Genomic DNA, 17,995 nt, shown 5'->3' on the forward strand with positions numbered 1-17,995 from the left:
CCGGCGTGCCCGCGCCGGTGCTTCGCTTTCGTTCCCGGCAAACGCTCAGGGCGCGGGCGCCATGACGGGCGGACGGTCGTCGGTAGGCACGCCGTGGTAGTCGACGGGATCTTTCGGCGGCGGGCCGCCATGGTGGCCGGAAGGATCGTTGGCACAGCCGGCGAGCCCGGCAGCCAGCATCAAGACAATCAACAAAACGCGGTTCATAGACTCTCGAAACAGAATGACAATAACGGCAACGAAGCGCCGAGAGTCTACCTGCAATTCGCATTCGACGATGTCGCGGCAGGCCGCGTCCCCATGCCACCCCCTGCCATTTTGTTACGCGTGTCCTACTATAGAGGCACGGCTGCGTGTCATAGGAGACTGCCATGGACGCTGAATCGATCGCAGGTCTGATCGGACTTGCAATAGGCCTGCTCGTGCTGCTCGCCCTGTCGATTTTCGAATCGAGAACCTACCGGCGCGAACACGACGGCGAAGGCATGCTGCATCACTGGATCACGCACCAGCACATGCCGCACTGGATGCGTCGCCGGCATTGAGCGGACAAACGGCGCGGCGCACTGCACCTTTTTTCATCCCGACGCAATTCGTGATTGACTCTGGCACCCAATGCCACGTAGAATCTCGGATTCGTCGGAGCGTAGCGCAGCCTGGTAGCGCATCTGATTTGGGATCAGAGGGTCGAAGGTTCGAATCCTTTCGCTCCGACCACGAAAAGCAATACGAAACCCGCGTAGCCTTCGGCTTCGCGGGTTTTTGCTTTTTGGGCGCCAGGGGCTGATGCGAACTGATGGGAACATTCGGAACGCGCCACCGCCTTGCGCCCTCACAAGCTCGCATGCGACAGTGATTGAAAACCCGGCGCTGTTATCTACGCCGCAACCAGAGTCAAGGAGACACGCATGAATCTGATCCTCTGGCGTCACGCCGAAGCCGAAGATTTCGCCGCGAGCGATCTCGCCCGCGCGCTCACCACGCGGGGCCGCAAACAGGCGCAAAACGTCGCCAAGTGGCTGCGCACTCGTCTGCCCGAGGACGCAGTGGTCCTCGCGAGTCCTGCGGTGCGCACCATCCAGACCGCGGAAGCCTTGAGCGACCAGTATCGCGTGGTGCGCGAACTCGCGCCTAACGCCAGTGCAGACGATGTGCTCGAGGCCGCAGGCTGGCCAAAAGGGATCGCACCCACTGTCGTGATCGTCGGCCATCAACCAACCCTCGGCCACGTTGCGGCGCGTTTGCTCGGCAACAGCGGAGCGAGTTGGCCGCTGAAGAAAGCCGGCTTGTGGTGGATTGAGAGCCGTGAGCGCGACGGCGACGACCAGGCCGTGCTGCGCGCGGCGATGAGCCCCGATCTGATCTGAGCTGAACTGAACTGCTCAGGTCCCGCAACCTGGTACTCAAAGAGGCCCGACTGCACGCGCCACTCCCACCGGTCGCGCAGAAACAACACATGACCTGCCCTACCCACGACATTACAAGCCGTGCGCACGCAGCTTACGGGCAGTCATCCAATCGTCACAGCTTTGCCATGCGAGCGTCACCAGGCGTTACTACATTGGCGAAAAAAGAAATCTCCCTTTTTTCGACCAGGACGCCACATGCGAGAACTGCCGACGCCCACCCTGCCCCTGGCTTCGATCTTCGAAACGCGCCGCCTGCCGCGCGCCGAAGAGACAGTCACCGCCCAGCATCGCCTGCAAGTGACGTGGGCACGCACCGACGAGCAACTGCGCGAGGCCCAGCGTCTGCGCTACCGTGTATTCGCCGATGAAATGGGCGCCCGTCTGACGGGTCCGGCCGGCCTCGACGTCGATGCGTTCGATTCATACTGCGATCACCTGCTGGTGCGCGATCTCGACACGCTGAAGGTGGTGGGCACCTATCGCGCGCTGCCGCCGCATCAGGCCGCCCGTATCGGACGCCTGTATGCCGAAAGCGAATTCGACGTGTCACGTCTCACGCACCTGCGCGCGAAGATGGTCGAAGTGGGCCGCTCATGCGTGCACCCCGACTATCGCAGCGGCTCGGTGATCATGTCGTTGTGGGCAGGGCTCGCCGCGTACATGAAGCACAACGGCTACGAGACGATGCTCGGTTGCGCGAGCGTCGCGATGGTCGACGGTGGCCACTACGCAGCGAATCTTTACTGCTCGCTGCGCGACAACGCGATGACGGCGCCGGAATATCGCGCGTTCCCGCACACGCCGCTGCCGGTGGAAGAATTGCAAACCGGCGCCGACGTCGCACCGCCGCCGCTGGTGAAGGGCTATCTGCGCCTCGGTGCGAAGATTTGCGGCGCACCGGCCTGGGATCCCGACTTCAACACCGCCGACTTTCTGACGCTGTTGCGCCTGACGGATATCAACGCGCGTTACGCGCGGCACTTCCTCGGCGACGCATCGCCACGCTGAGCGGCACACGCGAACCGCCCGGCATATTCAGCCGGCGGCTGAGCGACTGAAAACTGAAGCGCATAAAAAAAGCCCAGCTAATCCGCCGGGCTTTTTCATTTACCGCGCATGATTCTCAATCGTCCGTGTAAACCACGCGATAGGGAATGCCAACCTTCTCCCACTCTGCGGCTTCCTGGATCAGACTGTAATCCGTCAGCGGATTGTTAGCCACCCACTCATTCGGCAAACGCACTTCGTAACCGCCATTGACCTGCGCAACCGCGATCCCCGGCAAGCCGACATCCGCACGCCGGCGGCACAGCAGCGCCGCGAGCCGCAGACAGAACAGCAGCGGCCATTCCACTTCGCGCGTTTGCGACAGCTTGCCGAGTTTCCCCGCGTGGCCGAGCACCAGCGCGGCGAGCCGCGCCTGATCGGTGCGCGAAAAACCCGGCATGTCGGCGTTGCTGGCGATATAGGCGGAATGCTTGTGATAGGCGCTGTGCGAAATCGACAGCCCGATTTCGTGCAAGGCCGCAGCCCAGCCGAGGAACATGCGATTCTCGGCGCGGCGCTCTTCGTCCGGTTCGGCAAACTGCTCGTAAAAGCGCACCGCGAGTTCACCGATACGCCCGGCCTGCGCGCGGTCCACACCGTAACGGCGCATGAAGCCTTCCACCGTCACCGTGCGCATGTCCTCGTGCTGCGAACGGCCCAGCAGGTCGTACAGCACACCGAGGCGCAGCGCGCCGTCTGTCGTATCGACGTAATCGACGCCGAGTTCGTCGAACACCGCGATCATGATCGACAGGCCGCCGGCCAGCACCGGAATGCGATCGCCCTTCAACGCGACCAGCTTCAGACGATTGACGTTTTCCGCCTTGATCAGCGCGCGCTTGAGGCGCTCCAGCCCACCGCGCGAGATGCCGTGCGTGACGCCCGGATCGTTGAAGCCATTGGCCTCGACCAGTTCGGCGAGCGCCCGCGCGGTGCCGGACGAGCCGATCGCCTGTTCCCAGCCGGTTTTCTTGTATTCGGCAGAAATGATCTGAATTTCACGGCTCGCGGCAAGTTCGGCCTGGCGCATCGTGTATTCGTCGACATTGCCCGCCGGGAAGAATGCGCGGCTATGACTCACGCAGCCGATATACAGGCTCTCCATCTTGATCGGCGTGTAGTGCGAGCCGATGATGAATTCCGTCGAGCCGCCTCCGATATCCACCACGAGACGCTTGCCCGCGCTTGCGGGCACAGAGTGTGCAGCGCCTGCATAAATCAGGCGCGCTTCTTCACGCCCGGCGATCACTTCGATCGGAAAACCGAGCGCGGCTTGCGCCTCGCCGAGAAACTCGCCCGCGTTCTTGGCGATGCGCAACGTATTGGTGGCGACGGCGCGAACGTGATCGGGATGAAAGTCGCGCAGCCGCTCGCCGAAGCGCTTAAGCGCGTCCCAGCCGCGCACTTGCGAGGCGCGGTCGAGCATCTTGTCGCGCGACAGACCGGCGGCAAGACGCACCGGTTCGCGCAACGCATCGACCTGATAGATCTGGCTGCCCGCATCGGTTTCCTCGACCCGGCCTACGATCAGCCGGAAGCTGTTCGAGCCGAGGTCGACGGCAGCGAGGAGTTGTGGAGTAGTGACCATCGAGTAAGCGGACTCCATGCGCGCGAGCGCGGCGGCGGTAGATGCGAAAGGTGCCGGATGCCCACCGGATGCCTTGGGCGCCTTGTGGCCGGCCGCGCTGTTCAAAGACGCCATTCTAAGCGTACCGGACCTCACGATGTCGCCTCGCAGTAATGGGGGTGCCCTATGGTCCCACATGCACTGCGTCATAATTACGACACGCAATGAATACGGCGTAGAATTTATAACTTCGAGAATGTCATAACAACGTCATCATACTGTGAGAATTTCCGAGCGTCTTTTCGTCTCCCCTCCTGACATTCCATTCTCGCTGCCGATGTCCATCCGCTACCCCTTATTGAATCGCGAGCTGGGCATTCTGGGTTTCAACGAGCGTGTGTTGGCACAAGCTGCCGACCCTGCCGTCCCTTTGCTCGAACGCCTGCGCTTCATCTGCATTACCAGTAGCAACCTCGACGAATTCTTCGAAGTCCGCATGGCCGGACTGCAGGAACAGATGCGCGACAACCCGGGCGCAATGTCACCTGATGGCATGTCGCTGCAGCACGTATACGACCTCGTGGTCGAGCGCGCGCAGAGGCTCGTGCATCGCCAGTACACCATGCTGCACGACACGGTGCTCACCGCGCTCGAAGCAGAAGGCATCTATTTTCACGGCACTGAAGCGTGGAACGAAGCGCAGACCGAATGGGCGCGCAACTACTTCTTCGACGAACTGCTGCCGGTGCTCACGCCGATCGGCCTCGATCCGGCTCACCCGTTTCCGCGCGTGCTCAACAAGAGCCTGAACTTCGTCGTCGAACTCGAAGGTAAAGATGCGTTCGGCCGCCAGGCGATGATGGGCATCGTGCAGGCGCCGCGTGCCTTGCCCCGGCTCGTGCGCATGCCGCAGGAGCTGTCGGGCTATCCGCATGGTTTCGTGCTGCTGAGTTCGTTGCTGCAGCGCTTTGTCGGCGAGCTGTTCCCGAATCTGGTGGTGCGCACCTGTAACCAGTTTCGCATCACACGCAATAGCGAACTGTTCGTCGACGAAGACGAAATCACCAATCTGCGTGTCGCGCTGCAGGGCGAACTGCCGGCACGCCATCTGGGCAATGCAGTGCGGCTCGAAGTATCGGCGGAGACGCCCTCGCATGTCGTGCGGCGCCTGCTCGACGAAAGCGGCCTGACCACCAAGGATTGCTATTTCGCCGACGGCCCCGTCAATCTGGTACGGCTGATGCAATTGCCGGAGATGGTGGACCGGCCCGACCTGAAATTCGTGCCGCATATTCCGGCGATTCCGCCGCAGATCGCCAACAGCACCAGCATGTTCGACGTGATCGATCAGGGCGACGTGCTGCTGCATCACCCTTATGAGAGCTTTCAGCCTGTGCTCGAGTTGCTGCTGCAGGCAGCTAAAGACCCGAACGTGATGGCCATCAAGCAGACCATCTATCGCACCGGCACCGACTCGCCGCTGATGGACGCGCTGATGCAAGCCGCGCGCAACGGCAAGGAAGTGACGGTGGTGGTCGAACTGCTCGCGCGCTTCGACGAAGAAACCAACATCAACTGGGCGTCGCAGCTTGAAGCGGTGGGTGCGCACGTCGTGTACGGCGTGGTGGGCCACAAGTGCCACGCAAAGATGATGCTGATCGTGCGGCGTGTGTCGTCGGGCGGCAAGACCACACTCAAGCGTTACGTGCACCTGGGCACCGGCAACTATCACCCGCGGACCGCGCGTCTTTATACCGACTTCGCCCTGATGACCGCGGATCAGAAAATCTGCGAAGACGTGCACCACGTGTTCCAGCAACTGACCGGCATCGGTGGTGAACTGTCGCTGCACGAGTTGTGGCAGTCGCCGTTCACGCTGCATCCGAAACTGGTTGAATCGATTCGTGCGGAAGCCGAGCATGCGCGCGCCGGCAAGAAGGCGCGCATCGTCGCGAAGATGAACGCGCTGCTCGAACCGACCGTGATTGCCGAGCTGTACGAAGCGTCACAGGCAGGCGTGAAGATCGATCTGATAGTACGTGGCGTGTGTTCGTTGCAACCGGGTGTGCCGGGCTTGTCGGAGAACATCACGGTGCGTTCGATCGTCGGGCGCTTTCTCGAGCATCACCGCATCTTCTACTTCTACGACGGCGGCAAGGAACAGGTGTATCTGTCGAGCGCCGACTGGATGGACCGTAACTTCTTCCGGCGCGTTGAAGTGGCGTTTCCGGTCAACAACCGTCGCTTGAAGCGGCGTGTGATTGCCGAAGGCCTCTCGGCCTTTCTCGGCGACAACCAGTCCGCGTGGCTCATGCAAAGCGACGGCCACTATCGGCGCCGCCGGCCGGGCAAATCCTCGCGCAATGCCCAGATGAGCCTGCTGGGGAAATTCTGTTCGTGAGTTTCGTGATGTCCTGATCGTGTTCGCGCGCCGCCGAAGCAAGCGGCGCTGCACATGAAAAAAGCCCGCCTTGTCTTGTTACAGGCGGGCATTTTTTCAGGCCAACGTTTTCAAACCGGCGCCGGTTGCCGACGCGCCGTGCGAAACACCGGGAAACGCACGGTGAACGTGCTGCCACGTCCCTCTTCGCTCTTCACGTCGAGCTGCGCATCGTGCCGTTGCAGCACATGCTTGACGATGGCGAGACCGAGCCCTGTCCCACCTGTATCGCGCGAGCGGCTGCGGTCGACGCGATAGAAACGCTCGGTCAGACGTGGAATGTCCGCGGCTGGAATCCCCAAGCCGCTGTCCGTGACCGAAAAAACCGCACAGCCGCCGTTGGCCTGCCAACTCACCCTGATCGCACCGCCGTCCGGCGTATAGCGGATCGCATTGGTCACGAGGTTGCCCAACGCGCTGAGAATTTCCGTTTCCACGCCAGTGACGGTGAGCCCTTCGTCGGCGTCGAACACGATCTTGTGATGGTCGCTCGACAGGCTTTGCGCGTCGTCGCGCAAATGCCGCAGCACAGCGCGCATATCGATCATCTGATCGCTCGGCGGCTTGTTGTCGCCTTCGAGCTTCGCGAGCACCAGCAAGTCGTTGACGATATGGCGCATGCGCGAAGCCTGCTGCTCCATCAGTTCGAGGTAGCGCCCGCGCTCGGCTTCGCTCAACGGCAGTTCCCGCATCGTCTCGAGAAAACCCGACAATACGGTCAACGGTGTCTTCAATTCATGCGACACGTTAGCGACGAAGTCACGCCGCATCGCGTCGGTACGCTCCAGCTCGGTGATGTCTTGCGACAGCACCAGCTTGCGATTCTCGCCATACGGAAACACCTGCACCGACAGCACGTTCTGGCGCTTCTCGCCCATGCCGCGCATGATCAGCATCTGTTCGTAGCGTTGCGAATTCAGATAGCGCACGAAATCGGGCTGACGCACGAGATGCGTGATGTGCTGGCGCAGATCACGTTTCGCATCGAGTCCGAAGTGGAGTTCGGAGATCGCATTGCACCACTCGATCTGATCGTGATCGTCGAGCATCGCCACGCCGTTCGGCGACGCCTGGATCGCCTGGATGAAACGCGAATGCTGCTGTTCGACCTGACGCACCTGCGCATGCCAGCGTTTCGCGAGCTTATGCAGACGGTAGTAGATTTCGCCCCAGATGCCGGGGGCGCTCGGCACTTCGCCGTAGACCGGAGCGTCGAGCAGGCGCCACAAACGCTGCTTGTGGAAGGTGCTGAAGAAGCTCTGCGCGAGCAGCATGACGATCGCGAGGACCAGCCCTGCCTTGACGTTCACGAGTGCGCCGACCACCACGCACAGAACAGCCAGCAGCACGACCGACACGATGGAGCGCGCCCAGATGATGTTCATGTTCTAGCGATCGAAGAGAAAACCGTCCACGCCGGGATCTGAAATCGCGGCGCCTAACGTAACCGATGTGGCCTATGTGGTGTATGCGACATCTATAACGCGCGTGGCTCAAGCATCGCCACTCGCGCTACCGCGCAAAGTCAGGCGCTCTTCGCGAGCCGGTAGCCGCTGCCGCGTACCGTCTCAATCATAGCATCGCACCCGGCCGGCTTGAGTGCCGCGCGCAGACGCTTGATGTGCACATCCACCGTGCGCTCTTCGACGAACACGTGGTCGCCCCACACCTGATCGAGCAGTTGCGTGCGGCTGTGCACGCGCTCCGGGTGCGTCATGAAGAAGTGCAGCAGACGGAACTCGGTCGGGCCGAGATCGAGCTTGATCTCGCTGCCTTCGGCGTGCGCGGCGACGCGGTGCGTTGCCGGATCGAGCTTCAGACCGTTGATCGCCACCAGGTCTTCGGTCAACTGCGGCGCGCGGCGGCGCAACACCGCCTTGATGCGCGCCATCAGTTCTTTCGGCGAAAACGGTTTGGTGACGTAGTCGTCGGCGCCGATTTCGAGGCCGAGCACCTTGTCCTGCTCATCGCCACGTGCGGTCAGCATGATGATTGGAATGTGCTTGGTGCGCTCGTTGTTGCGCAGATCGCGAGCGAACGCGATGCCCGACTTGCCCGGCAACATCCAGTCGAGCAGCACGAGGTCGGGCAGTACGTCGCTGATCAGGTTCTGCGCCTGCTCCGCGTTGTACGCGCGAATCGGGCAGTGTCCGGCGTGTTGAAGATTCACCGAAATCAGTTCGGAAATGGCGGGCTCATCTTCAATGACGAGAATGCTGCTGGGCATCGGCACCTCTGATCCTTATAACTGATTAACTGAGTGCTTCGCGTTCGAGCGCGTCGCGCGACTTGTGCCGCACGTCGGTGCCCTTGACGATGTAGATGATGAATTCAGCGATGTTTTTCGCGTGGTCGCCGATCCGTTCGATCGCCTTGGCGATGAACAGAAAATCGAGACCCACCGAAATCGAACGCGGATCTTCAGTCATGTACGAAATCAGCTTGCGAACGAAAGCGCGGAATTCTTCGTCGATCGCCTTGTCGTCGCGCATGATCTGCGCGGCAGCGACCGTGTCCAGACGCGCAAAGGCGTCCAGCGCGCGGCGCAGGATCGACACCGCCATTTCGCCCGACAATTTGATCTCGGCGATATTGATGCTGCGCGAAGCGCCGTCTTCCATCAGACGCTTGGTGCGCTTGGCGATTTTTTCGGCTTCGTCGCCGGCGCGCTCGAGATTCGTGATGGTCTTCGAAATCGCGATCAGGAGGCGCAAGTCGCGCGCGGCCGGCTGACGGCGCGCGATGATGTTGCTGCACTCTTCGTCGATCTCGACTTCCATCGTGTTCAGACGGTCTTCAGCGGCGATCACCTGCTCGCACACATCGAGGTCGAAGTTGTTGAGCGCGATCATTGCGTTGACGATCTGCGACTCGACCAGGCCGCCCATTTCGAGCACCTTCGAGGAAACGAGGTTCAGGTCGGCGTCGAACTGGCTGGACAGATGTTTATCGGACATGTCGTACTCCGTTGTTTTGCGCGGCGGCTTAGCCGAAGCGGCCAGTGATGTAGTCCTCGGTTTCCTTGCGGACCGGCTTGATGAAGATCTTTTCAGTGTCGCCGAATTCGATCAGTTCACCGAGGTACATATAGGCAGTGTAGTCCGAACAGCGTGCGGCCTGTTGCATGTTGTGCGTCACGATTACAACCGTGTAATCGCTCTTCAATTCGGCGATCAGTTCTTCGATGCGGCCCGTGGAAATCGGGTCGAGCGCGGAACACGGCTCGTCGAGCAGCAGCACTTCAGGACGGATCGCGATACCGCGCGCGATACACAGACGCTGTTGCTGGCCGCCGGACAAACCGTAGCCGCTCTGGCCCAATTTATCCTTGACTTCGTTCCACAGCGCGGCCTTGGTCAACGCCCATTCCACGCGGTCGTCCATTTCCGAACGCGGCAGCGTTTCGAACATCTTCACACCGAACGCGATGTTGTCGTAGATCGACATCGGAAACGGCGTCGGCTTCTGGAACACCATGCCGATCCGCGCGCGCAGCAGCGAAATATCGCGCTTGGAGGTCAGCAGGTTTTCGCCGTCCATCAGGATCTCGCCTTCGGCGTGTTGCTCCGGATAGAGCGCGTACATCTTGTTGAGCGTGCGCAGCAAGGTGGACTTGCCGCAACCCGACGGGCCGATGAAGGCAGTGACCTTGCCTTCGGGAATCCGCAGATTGATGTTCTTCAGCGCGTGATACTTGCCGTAGAAGAAGTTCAGGTCGTTGATTTCGATCTTCGGACGCGACGGGGCTTGCGCCTGGCCGCTTTGGGCGGGATCGAAACCGGCCGGCGCCGTGGGACGCGTGCCCGGATTGAGTTGAGTTTCTGCCATATTCATCGGATTACACTCCGCCCTTACTTATTCGAAAAGATCGTGCGCGCGAGGATGTTCAATCCCAGCACCGCGAGCGTGATCAGGAAGACACCGGCCCACGCGAGCGATTGCCACTGCGCAAACGGGCTCATCGCGAACTTGTAGATCGTGACCGGCAGGTTCGCAACCGGCTGGTCCATGTTCCACGAGAAGAACTGGTTCGACAACGCGGTGAAGAGCAGCGGCGCCGTTTCACCGGCAATGCGCGCGACGCCGAGCAGCACGCCGGTGATAATGCCCGCGATCGAAGCTTTCAGCGTGATCGACATCACCATCTTCCACTTCGGCGTGCCGAGTGCGAAAGCGGCTTCGCGCAGCGCATTCGGCACCAGCTTCAGCATGTTCTCGGTGGTGCGGATCACGATCGGAATCTGCAGCAGCGCGAGCGCGAATACGCCGGCCCAACCGCTGAAGTGGCCCATCTTCGCCACGACGAGCGCGTAGACGAACAGACCGACGACGATCGACGGTGCCGACAACAGGATGTCGTTGATGAAGCGCGTGAGACTGGCGAGCCAGCCCTTCTGCCCGTATTCGGCGAGATACACGCCCGCCAGAATGCCGATCGGCGTGCCGACAAAAGTTGCGAGCGCAACCAGCATCACGCTGCCGACGATCGCGTTGGCGAGACCACCGCCATCGGTGTTCGGCGGCGGCGTGGACTGCGTGAACAATTCGACCGACAAGCCACCGATGCCGAGGCGCAGCGTCGTATAAAGAATCCACACCAGCCACAGCAGGCCGAACGCCATGGCCGCGAGCGACAGCGTCAGCGCAACCGCATTCTTCGCGCGGCGGCGGCCTTGCAGACGCACGCGCATCGCTTCGAGCGCGACGGCGTCGTTCGAACCCGGCATATTCAAGGTGGGCTGACTCATTTCGCGCCCTCCCCTTTTTCGAGGCGAAGCAGCATGACCTTCGAGATCGCCAGCACGATGAAAGTAATCACAAAGAGGATCAACCCGAGTTCCATCAGCGCGGACGTATGCAGGCCCGGATCCGCTTCCGCGAATTCGTTGGCGAGCGCCGAGGTAATACTGTTGCCCGGCGAAAACAGCGAGACGTTATCGAGCAGATTGGTGTTGCCGATCACGAACGTGACCGCCATGGTCTCGCCGAGCGCGCGGCCGAGGCCGAGCATCACGCCGCCGATCACGCCGCTCTTGGTGAAGGGCAGCACGATCTTCCACATCACTTCCCAGGTCGTGCAGCCGATGCCGTACGCCGATTCCTTCAACAGGACCGGCGTGACTTCGAACACGTCACGCATCACCGAAGCGATGTACGGAATGATCATGATCGCGAGAATCACGCCCGCGCAGAGAATGCCGATGCCGATCGGTGCGCCCTTAAACAACGCGCCGACGATAGGAATGCCGCTGAGGAGCGTGCCGAGCGGCTTTTCGAACCACGTAGCGAAGATCGGCGCGAACACCAGCAGACCCCACATGCCGTAGACGATCGACGGAATCGCGGCAAGCAGTTCGATGGCGACGCCGAGCGGACGGCGCAGCCACGCGGGCGCGAGTTCGGTCAGGAAAAGCGCGATGCCGAAGCTGACGGGCACCGCGATGATGAGTGCAATGAGCGAGGTCGCGATCGTGCCGTAAATAGGCACCAATGCGCCGAATTGCTTGCTAGGTGGATCCCAGTCGGCGGTCCATAGGAACGCGAGGCCGAACTGCTTGATCGACGGCAGGGACGCGACGATCAGCGAAACGATAATGCCGCCGAGCAGCAACAGGGTGACGATGGCGGAGAGACGGGCAAGGCCGCCGAAGATGACGTCGCCGGCGCGGCTGGGCGCTTTCTGCTGCGACGTGCTGCCGGGCGGTGTCGACTTCGCCGCGCCAGACGCTAATTGGATATCGGACATGAGAGCCTGATGGACCTGTTTCCAGTTGCCGTACGACACTTGTCGCGCGGCGGACAATGCTGGCTGATGCCGGGGTAACGCCATTGGCCGTCCTCGAATGAGGACGGCCAATGTATTGCCGCATGCGCGCTGCTAGCTGCGTCGCTTATTCAGCGATCGGCTTGCCCGCAGCGTCCTTCACTTTCGACTTCCACTGCGTGCGGATTTCCGACACAACCGAATCCGGCAGCGAGATGTAGTCCAGATCGTTCGCAGCTTGCGAGCCATTCTTGAACGCCCAGTCGAAGAACTTCAGCGTTTCGGTACCTTGCGCCGGCTTGTCCTGCGCCGTGTGCAGCAGCACGAACGTTGCGCCGACGATCGGCCATGCGTTCTTGCCCGGTTCGTTCGTCAGGATCTGGTAGAACGACTTCGACCAGTCCGCGCCGGCTGCCGCTGCCTTGAACGTTTCCGTCTTCGGCTCGACCACCGTACCCGACGAATTCTTCAGGCCGACATACGTCATCTTGTTCTGCTTCGCGTACGCCCATTCGACGTAGCCGATTGCGCCCGGCAGACGTTGCACGAAAGCTGCGACGCCGTCGTTGCCCTTGCCGCCCGTACCCGTCGGCCAGTTGACCGTCGAACCTTCACCAACCTTCGACTTCCAGTCAGCATTGACCTTCGACAGGTAGTTCGTCCAGATGAAGCTGGTGCCCGAACCGTCGGCGCGGCGAACCACGGCGATGTCGGTATCCGGCAGCTTAGCCTTCGGGTTCAGCGCAACGATCGCCGGATCGTTCCACTTCTTGATCTTGCCCAGGTAGATGTCGCCGAGCACTTCGCCCGACAGCGTCAGTTCACCCGGCGTCACGCCCGGCACATTGACGACCGGCACCACGCCGCCGACAACCGTCGGGAACTGGAACAGGCCTTCCTTCGCGAGGTCTTCGTCCTTCAGCGGAGCGTCCGAACCAGCGAAGTCAACAGTCTTCGCGACGATCTGCTTCACGCCACCCGACGAACCGATACCTTGATAGTTGACCTTGCCGCCACCCGACTTCTGGTAGGCATCGGCCCACTTCGTGTAGATCGGTGCTGCGAAGGTGCTGCCCGCGCCGGTGATGTCTGCGGCTTGCGCTGCGATCGCGAAAAGCGCGCCAGCGACGCCAGCGAACACGGTTTGCATCAATTTCATGAGACCTCCAAGGGGTGTGAGCGGTGTGAGCGAGTAACACGAACACCGCGAAGCTTAGGGTCTCTTTGTGACAGTAACGTGACTAACCGTGAAACGGATGTGACAGTGGGATTACTAAGGTGAAAGGCGCACGCGCGGACAAATCGCCGGTTTAGCGGCGTTGCGGGCGTCGTTTTACAGATTAGACGAAAAAAATGGGACGCGAACGTTTGCGTGTGGGGAGACGCGTATTGCAGAGGGGTGCGGCAGCGGGGACGCGCTCATGGTCGTCCCTCGCCGCCGTAGGCCAGGCGCGGTTTAGGCCGTGGCCAGCTTGACCGCGTTAGCGATCGCTTCGGAATGGCGAACCGCGTCGTCGACTTTTTCCGCCTCTACCATCACGCGCAGAACGGGCTCGGTGCCCGAGGCCCGAATCAGCACGCGGCCGCGGCCGTTCAGCGCTGCCTCGGCCGTGCTGATGGCGCGGCGGATCGCATCGCTGCCCTTCCAGTCCGCGCCGGGCTGCATCCGCACGTTGATCAGCTTCTGCGGAAACAGCGTCACACCGTGGAGCAGTTCGGCGAGCGTTTTGTCGCTGCGCTTCATCGCGGCCAGCACCAGCAGGGCCGACACGATGCCGTCGCCGGTCGAATGGCGGTCAAGGGAGAGAATATGGCCGGAGCCTTCCGCTCCCAGTTGCCAGCCGTGTTCGCGCAACTGTTCGAGCACGTAGCGGTCGCCCACCGCCGCCCGGACGAACTTCACGCCGGCTTCCTGCAGCGCGACTTCGACCGCCATGTTGGTCATCAAGGTGCCGACCGCGCCTTCCACTTTGCCGTCGGTCGCCATCCGGTCCTTGACCAGCACGTATAGCAACTCGTCGCCGTTATACAGGCGGCCTGCCGCGTCCACGACCTGCAGCCGGTCAGCGTCGCCGTCGAGCGCGATGCCGAGGTCCGCGTGGTTCGCGCGCACCGCGCGCACCAGCGCGTCCGGCGCGGTCGCGCCGACGCCGTCGTTGATGTTGAAGCCGTTCGGCGCGACGCCGATCGGAATCACATCGGCACCGAGTTCATGGAACACGTGCGGCGCGACGTCGTACGCGGCACCGTGCGCGCAGTCGACCACCAGCTTCAGGCCGCGCAAGTCGAACGCTGCCGGGAAGGTGCTCTTGCAGAACTCGATATAGCGGCCGGCAGCGTCATCGAGGCGCCGCGCCTTGCCGAGTTGCTCGGAGGCCGCGCATGCGAGCGGCAGATCGAGTTGTTCTTCGATCTGCAATTCCACTTCGTCGGGCAGCTTGTTGCCGTCGGCGGAGAAGAATTTGATGCCGTTGTCGTAGTACGGGTTGTGCGACGCGCTGATCACGACGCCCGCGGCGAGCCGCAGTGCGCGCGTCAGATAGGCAATACCCGGGGTCGGCATTGGCCCGGCCAGCATGACGTCGACGCCCGCCGCGGAAAAGCCCGCTTCGAGCGCGGCTTCGAGCATATAGCCCGACACCCGTGTGTCTTTACCGATCAGCACCGTGGGCCGTGCGCCCGTTCTCGCCCAGCGGTCCGCGCCCGCGAGCACCTTGCCGGCAGCGTAGCCGAGCCGCAATACAAACTCCGGCGTAATCGGCCCTTCGCCGACCTTGCCCCGAATCCCATCCGTTCCGAAATAACGACGTGCCATGTTTTATGTTCCTCCTTGGCTTGCGGGTTCAGCCGCGCGCGCGGCTGTGATTCGCCGCGTCGCGCATGGCCGCCCATACTTTCAATGCATCCACTGTTTGCGCGACATCGTGCACGCGCAGAATTGCCGCACCGCGCCCGGCAGCACACACCGCTGCGGCGATGCTGCCCGCGACGCGCTCCGGCGCCGGGCGTCCGACAACCGCGCCGACCATCGACTTGCGCGACATGCCGGCGAGAATGGGGTACGGCGGCTCGGCCCGCGGCGCCGTGTCCGGCAGGTGCGCGAGCAGCGCGTAATTGTGTTCGATCACCGCCTTGCCGAAACCAAAGCCCGGGTCCACGCTGATGCGCGCACGAGCGATGCCCGCCCGCTTCAGGGTTGCCACCCGTTCTTCGAGAAACTGCCGCACCTCGCTCACCACGTCGTCATAGACGGGCTCACCGAGCTGCATGGTCTGCGGCTCGCCGAGCATATGCATCACACACAGACCGCATTCGCTGTCGCGTACCGCGTCGACCGCACCGGGCATCCGGAAGCCCCAGATATCGTTGATCAGGTCGGCGCCCGCGGTCAGTGCGTGACGCATCACTTCCGGCTTGTACGTATCGACCGACAACGGCACATTCGCGCCGCGCAGTTGTTCGACCAGCGGGATCACCCGCTCAAGTTCTTCGTCGAGCGGCACGGGCGGCGCACCCGGACGGGTCGACTCGCCGCCGATGTCGATGATGTCCGCGCCGTCGAGCAGCATGCGCTCGGCCTGGCGCAGCGCATCGCCGCGCATCGCGTACTGACCGCCGTCGGAAAACGAGTCGGGCGTGACGTTCAGGATGCCCATGATCAACGGGCGTTCAAAGGTCAGCTTGAAGCGGCCGCATTGCAGCGGTTCGGGGAGGGGAAGAGATGGAATTTCGACTTTCGACACGTAGCGGTCAATCACGTAAAACGAATAAATGCAAAACGGGCCGGTGTGAATCACACCGGCCCGCACTTTCTACTGATCGCCGATCAGGCCGGCGCGGTCGCGCTGCCCGGCTTGACCTCGGTGCCCGGGCTGCCGCCCGACGAGGCGTCGCCAACCGACGGCGGCGAGCTCTTCGGCGAACGCGGCGGACGGCCTGCCATGATGTCGTTGATCTGATCGGCGTCGATCGTTTCCCACTCCATCAGCGCGGCGGTCATCGCTTCAACCTTGTCGCGGTTCTCGTCCAGCAGGCGCTTGGCGAGGTTGTACTGCTCGTCGAGCACGCGGCGGATTTCCGCGTCGACCTTTTGCTGCGTCGCTTCCGAAATGGTCCGCGTGAAGCCACGGCCAAACGGCGTTGCGTCGTTTTCGTCGTCGACGTAGACCATCGGTCCGAGTGCGTCGGTCATACCGAAGCGAGCCACCATGGCGCGGGCCGTAGCCGTTGCCTTGTTGAAGTCGTCCGACGCGCCGGTGCTGATCAGGTTCAGGAACAGCTCTTCCGCGACACGGCCACCGAACAGGATCGCGAGGCGATCCAGCAGGTAGTCCTTCGAATACGTTTCGTTGTCATGTTCCGGCAACTGCCACGTCACACCCAGCGCTCGGCCGCGCGGAATAATCGTGACCTTGTGCACCGGATCAGCCTTCGGCAACAGCTTGGCGATCACCGCGTGACCCGACTCGTGATACGCGGTGGCGCGCTTCGATTCTTCGCGAATCACGGCCGACTTGCGCTCCGGACCCATGAAGATCTTGTCCTTCGCGTCTTCGAAATCCGCCATCTCGACGATGCGCTTGCCGCGACGCGCAGCAAACAGCGCTGCTTCGTTGACCAGGTTCGCCAGATCGGCGCCCGAGAAGCCCGGCGTGCCGCGTGCGATCACCGCTGCGTCAACGTCGTTCGAAATCGGCACCTTGCGCAGGTGAACCTTCATGATGTGCTCGCGACCACGGATGTCCGGCAGACCGACGTACACCTGACGGTCGAAACGGCCCGGACGCAGCAGCGCCTTGTCGAGCACGTCCGAACGGTTCGTGGCAGCGATCACAATCACGCCAGAGTTCGCTTCGAAGCCGTCCATCTCGACCAGCATCTGGTTCAAGGTCTGTTCGCGTTCGTCGTTACCGCCACCCATGCCGGCGCCGCGATGACGGCCGACCGCATCGATTTCGTCGATGAACACGATACACGGTGCATGCTTCTTGGCCTGCTCGAACATGTCGCGCACACGAGCCGCACCGACACCCACAAACATTTCCACGAAGTCCGAACCCGAGATGCTGAAGAACGGCACCTTCGCCTCACCGGCGATAGCGCGCGCCAGCAACGTCTTACCCGTTCCCGGTGGGCCGACCAGCAGCACGCCGCGCGGAATGCGTCCGCCCAGCTTCTGGAATTTCTGTGGATCGCGCAGGAAGTCGACCAGTTCGGAGACTTCTTCCTTGGCTTCGTCGCAACCGGCGACGTCGGTGAAATTGATTGCGTTGTTGTTTTCGTCGATCAGACGTGCACGGGATTTACCGAACGAGAACGCACCGCCTTTCCCGCCGCCCTGCATCTGTCGCATCATGTAGAACCAGAAGCCGATGATCAGGATCGTTGGTCCGAGGTAGTACAGCGCGGACACCAGCGCATTCGGTTCGTCATCAGCCTTCCCGCTCACCTGAACGCCATACTTCATCAGATCGCCGACCATCCAGATGTCGCCGGGCGACACGATCTGGTACTTCTGGCCGTCTGCTGGAGTGACCGTGAGGTTCCGCCCCTGGACAATGACGTTCTTGACTTTGCCGTTCTTCGCGTCGTCCATGAACTGCGAATAGGAAACGCCTTCCTGGACACGGGGCTTGTCGAACTGCTTGAACACCGTAAACAGCACCAGTGCGATAACCAGCCACACTGCTGCTTTCGAAAACATATTGTTGTTCAAAGCACCACTCCTTCACTTAGACGGGCGCCTACATTTGCCTTGCGGCACCACG

Annotated in this window: 16 protein-coding genes and 1 tRNA gene; 5 read left to right on the plus strand and 12 right to left on the minus strand. The window is 61.9% G+C overall.

The features are described 5' to 3' along the window. Positions 1-45: 45 nt before the first annotated feature. Positions 46-207, minus strand: a complete 162-nt coding sequence (locus P3T25_RS15570; protein WP_166618273.1) for a hypothetical protein — start codon at positions 205-207, stop codon at positions 46-48. 164 nt (positions 208-371) lie between these two features. On the opposite strand from P3T25_RS15570, the gene P3T25_RS15575 reads away from it, so the two are divergent. The 4 genes from P3T25_RS15575 to P3T25_RS15590 all read left to right on the plus strand — a co-directional run bounded on the left by P3T25_RS15575 (position 372) and on the right by P3T25_RS15590 (position 2,417). Next, on the plus strand, positions 372-545 hold the full coding sequence (locus P3T25_RS15575; RefSeq protein WP_166618274.1) for a hypothetical protein: 174 nt from the start codon (positions 372-374) through the stop codon (positions 543-545). Between the two features lie 95 nt (positions 546-640). Further along, positions 641-717, plus strand: a tRNA-Pro gene (locus tag P3T25_RS15580). Between the two features lie 191 nt (positions 718-908). Next, positions 909-1,367, plus strand: a complete 459-nt coding sequence (gene sixA / locus P3T25_RS15585) for a phosphohistidine phosphatase SixA (RefSeq protein ID WP_154565257.1) — start codon at positions 909-911, stop codon at positions 1,365-1,367. Positions 1,368-1,604: 237 nt separating this feature from the next. Next, complete coding sequence (locus P3T25_RS15590; RefSeq protein WP_154565258.1) at positions 1,605-2,417, plus strand: GNAT family N-acetyltransferase; 813 nt, start codon at positions 1,605-1,607, stop codon at positions 2,415-2,417. Positions 2,418-2,532: 115 nt separating this feature from the next. On the opposite strand, the gene ppx is transcribed toward P3T25_RS15590, so the two are convergent. Beyond that, positions 2,533-4,158, minus strand: coding sequence for an exopolyphosphatase (gene ppx / locus P3T25_RS15595; protein WP_154565259.1), 1,626 nt, complete (start codon positions 4,156-4,158; stop codon positions 2,533-2,535). Positions 4,159-4,360: 202 nt separating this feature from the next. Between ppx and ppk1 the strand changes: the two genes are divergently transcribed. After that, a complete protein-coding gene (gene ppk1, locus P3T25_RS15600; protein WP_154565260.1) occupies positions 4,361-6,424 on the plus strand; it encodes a polyphosphate kinase 1 in 2,064 nt (687 codons plus the stop codon). 110 nt (positions 6,425-6,534) lie between these two features. Here the strand turns inward: ppk1 and phoR are convergent, their stop codons facing one another. The 10 genes from phoR to ftsH all read right to left on the minus strand — a co-directional run bounded on the left by phoR (position 6,535) and on the right by ftsH (position 17,943). Beyond that, entirely contained in the window at positions 6,535-7,848 is a 1,314-nt protein-coding gene (gene phoR / locus P3T25_RS15605) for a phosphate regulon sensor histidine kinase PhoR (RefSeq protein WP_154565261.1), read from the minus strand. 140 nt (positions 7,849-7,988) lie between these two features. After that, entirely contained in the window at positions 7,989-8,690 is a 702-nt protein-coding gene (gene phoB / locus P3T25_RS15610) for a phosphate regulon transcriptional regulator PhoB (RefSeq protein WP_028199153.1), read from the minus strand. Between the two features lie 25 nt (positions 8,691-8,715). Further along, positions 8,716-9,420, minus strand: coding sequence for a phosphate signaling complex protein PhoU (gene phoU, locus P3T25_RS15615; protein ID WP_054036271.1), 705 nt, complete (start codon positions 9,418-9,420; stop codon positions 8,716-8,718). Positions 9,421-9,448: 28 nt separating this feature from the next. Beyond that, the gene (gene pstB / locus P3T25_RS15620) at positions 9,449-10,297 is read right to left on the minus strand and encodes a phosphate ABC transporter ATP-binding protein PstB (protein WP_154565262.1); all 849 of its coding nucleotides are present in this window, start codon (positions 10,295-10,297) and stop codon (positions 9,449-9,451) included. A gap of 17 nt (positions 10,298-10,314) precedes the next feature. After that, positions 10,315-11,211, minus strand: coding sequence for a phosphate ABC transporter permease PstA (gene pstA, locus P3T25_RS15625; RefSeq protein WP_154565263.1), 897 nt, complete (start codon positions 11,209-11,211; stop codon positions 10,315-10,317). Continuing rightward, the gene (pstC, locus tag P3T25_RS15630) at positions 11,208-12,209 is read right to left on the minus strand and encodes a phosphate ABC transporter permease PstC (RefSeq protein ID WP_154565264.1); all 1,002 of its coding nucleotides are present in this window, start codon (positions 12,207-12,209) and stop codon (positions 11,208-11,210) included. Before pstC ends, pstA begins: the two co-directional genes overlap by 4 nt. A 145-nt stretch (positions 12,210-12,354) precedes the next feature. Further along, a complete protein-coding gene (gene pstS, locus P3T25_RS15635) occupies positions 12,355-13,386 on the minus strand; it encodes a phosphate ABC transporter substrate-binding protein PstS (RefSeq protein ID WP_154565265.1) in 1,032 nt (343 codons plus the stop codon). A 297-nt stretch (positions 13,387-13,683) separates the two neighbouring features. Then, positions 13,684-15,042 (minus strand): phosphoglucosamine mutase, encoded by a 1,359-nt coding sequence (gene glmM / locus P3T25_RS15640; RefSeq protein WP_154565266.1) that lies wholly within the window; start codon positions 15,040-15,042, stop codon positions 13,684-13,686. Between the two features lie 28 nt (positions 15,043-15,070). Beyond that, positions 15,071-15,883 (minus strand): dihydropteroate synthase, encoded by an 813-nt coding sequence (folP, locus tag P3T25_RS15645; RefSeq protein ID WP_372342724.1) that lies wholly within the window; start codon positions 15,881-15,883, stop codon positions 15,071-15,073. A gap of 170 nt (positions 15,884-16,053) precedes the next feature. Continuing rightward, the gene (gene ftsH, locus P3T25_RS15650) at positions 16,054-17,943 is read right to left on the minus strand and encodes an ATP-dependent zinc metalloprotease FtsH (protein WP_074282683.1); all 1,890 of its coding nucleotides are present in this window, start codon (positions 17,941-17,943) and stop codon (positions 16,054-16,056) included. Between the last annotated feature and the right edge of the window lie 52 nt (positions 17,944-17,995).

The sequence above is a fragment of the Paraburkholderia sp. GAS32 genome (assembly GCF_050434225.1).
Classification (GTDB): Bacteria; Pseudomonadota; Gammaproteobacteria; order Burkholderiales; family Burkholderiaceae; genus Paraburkholderia; species Paraburkholderia madseniana.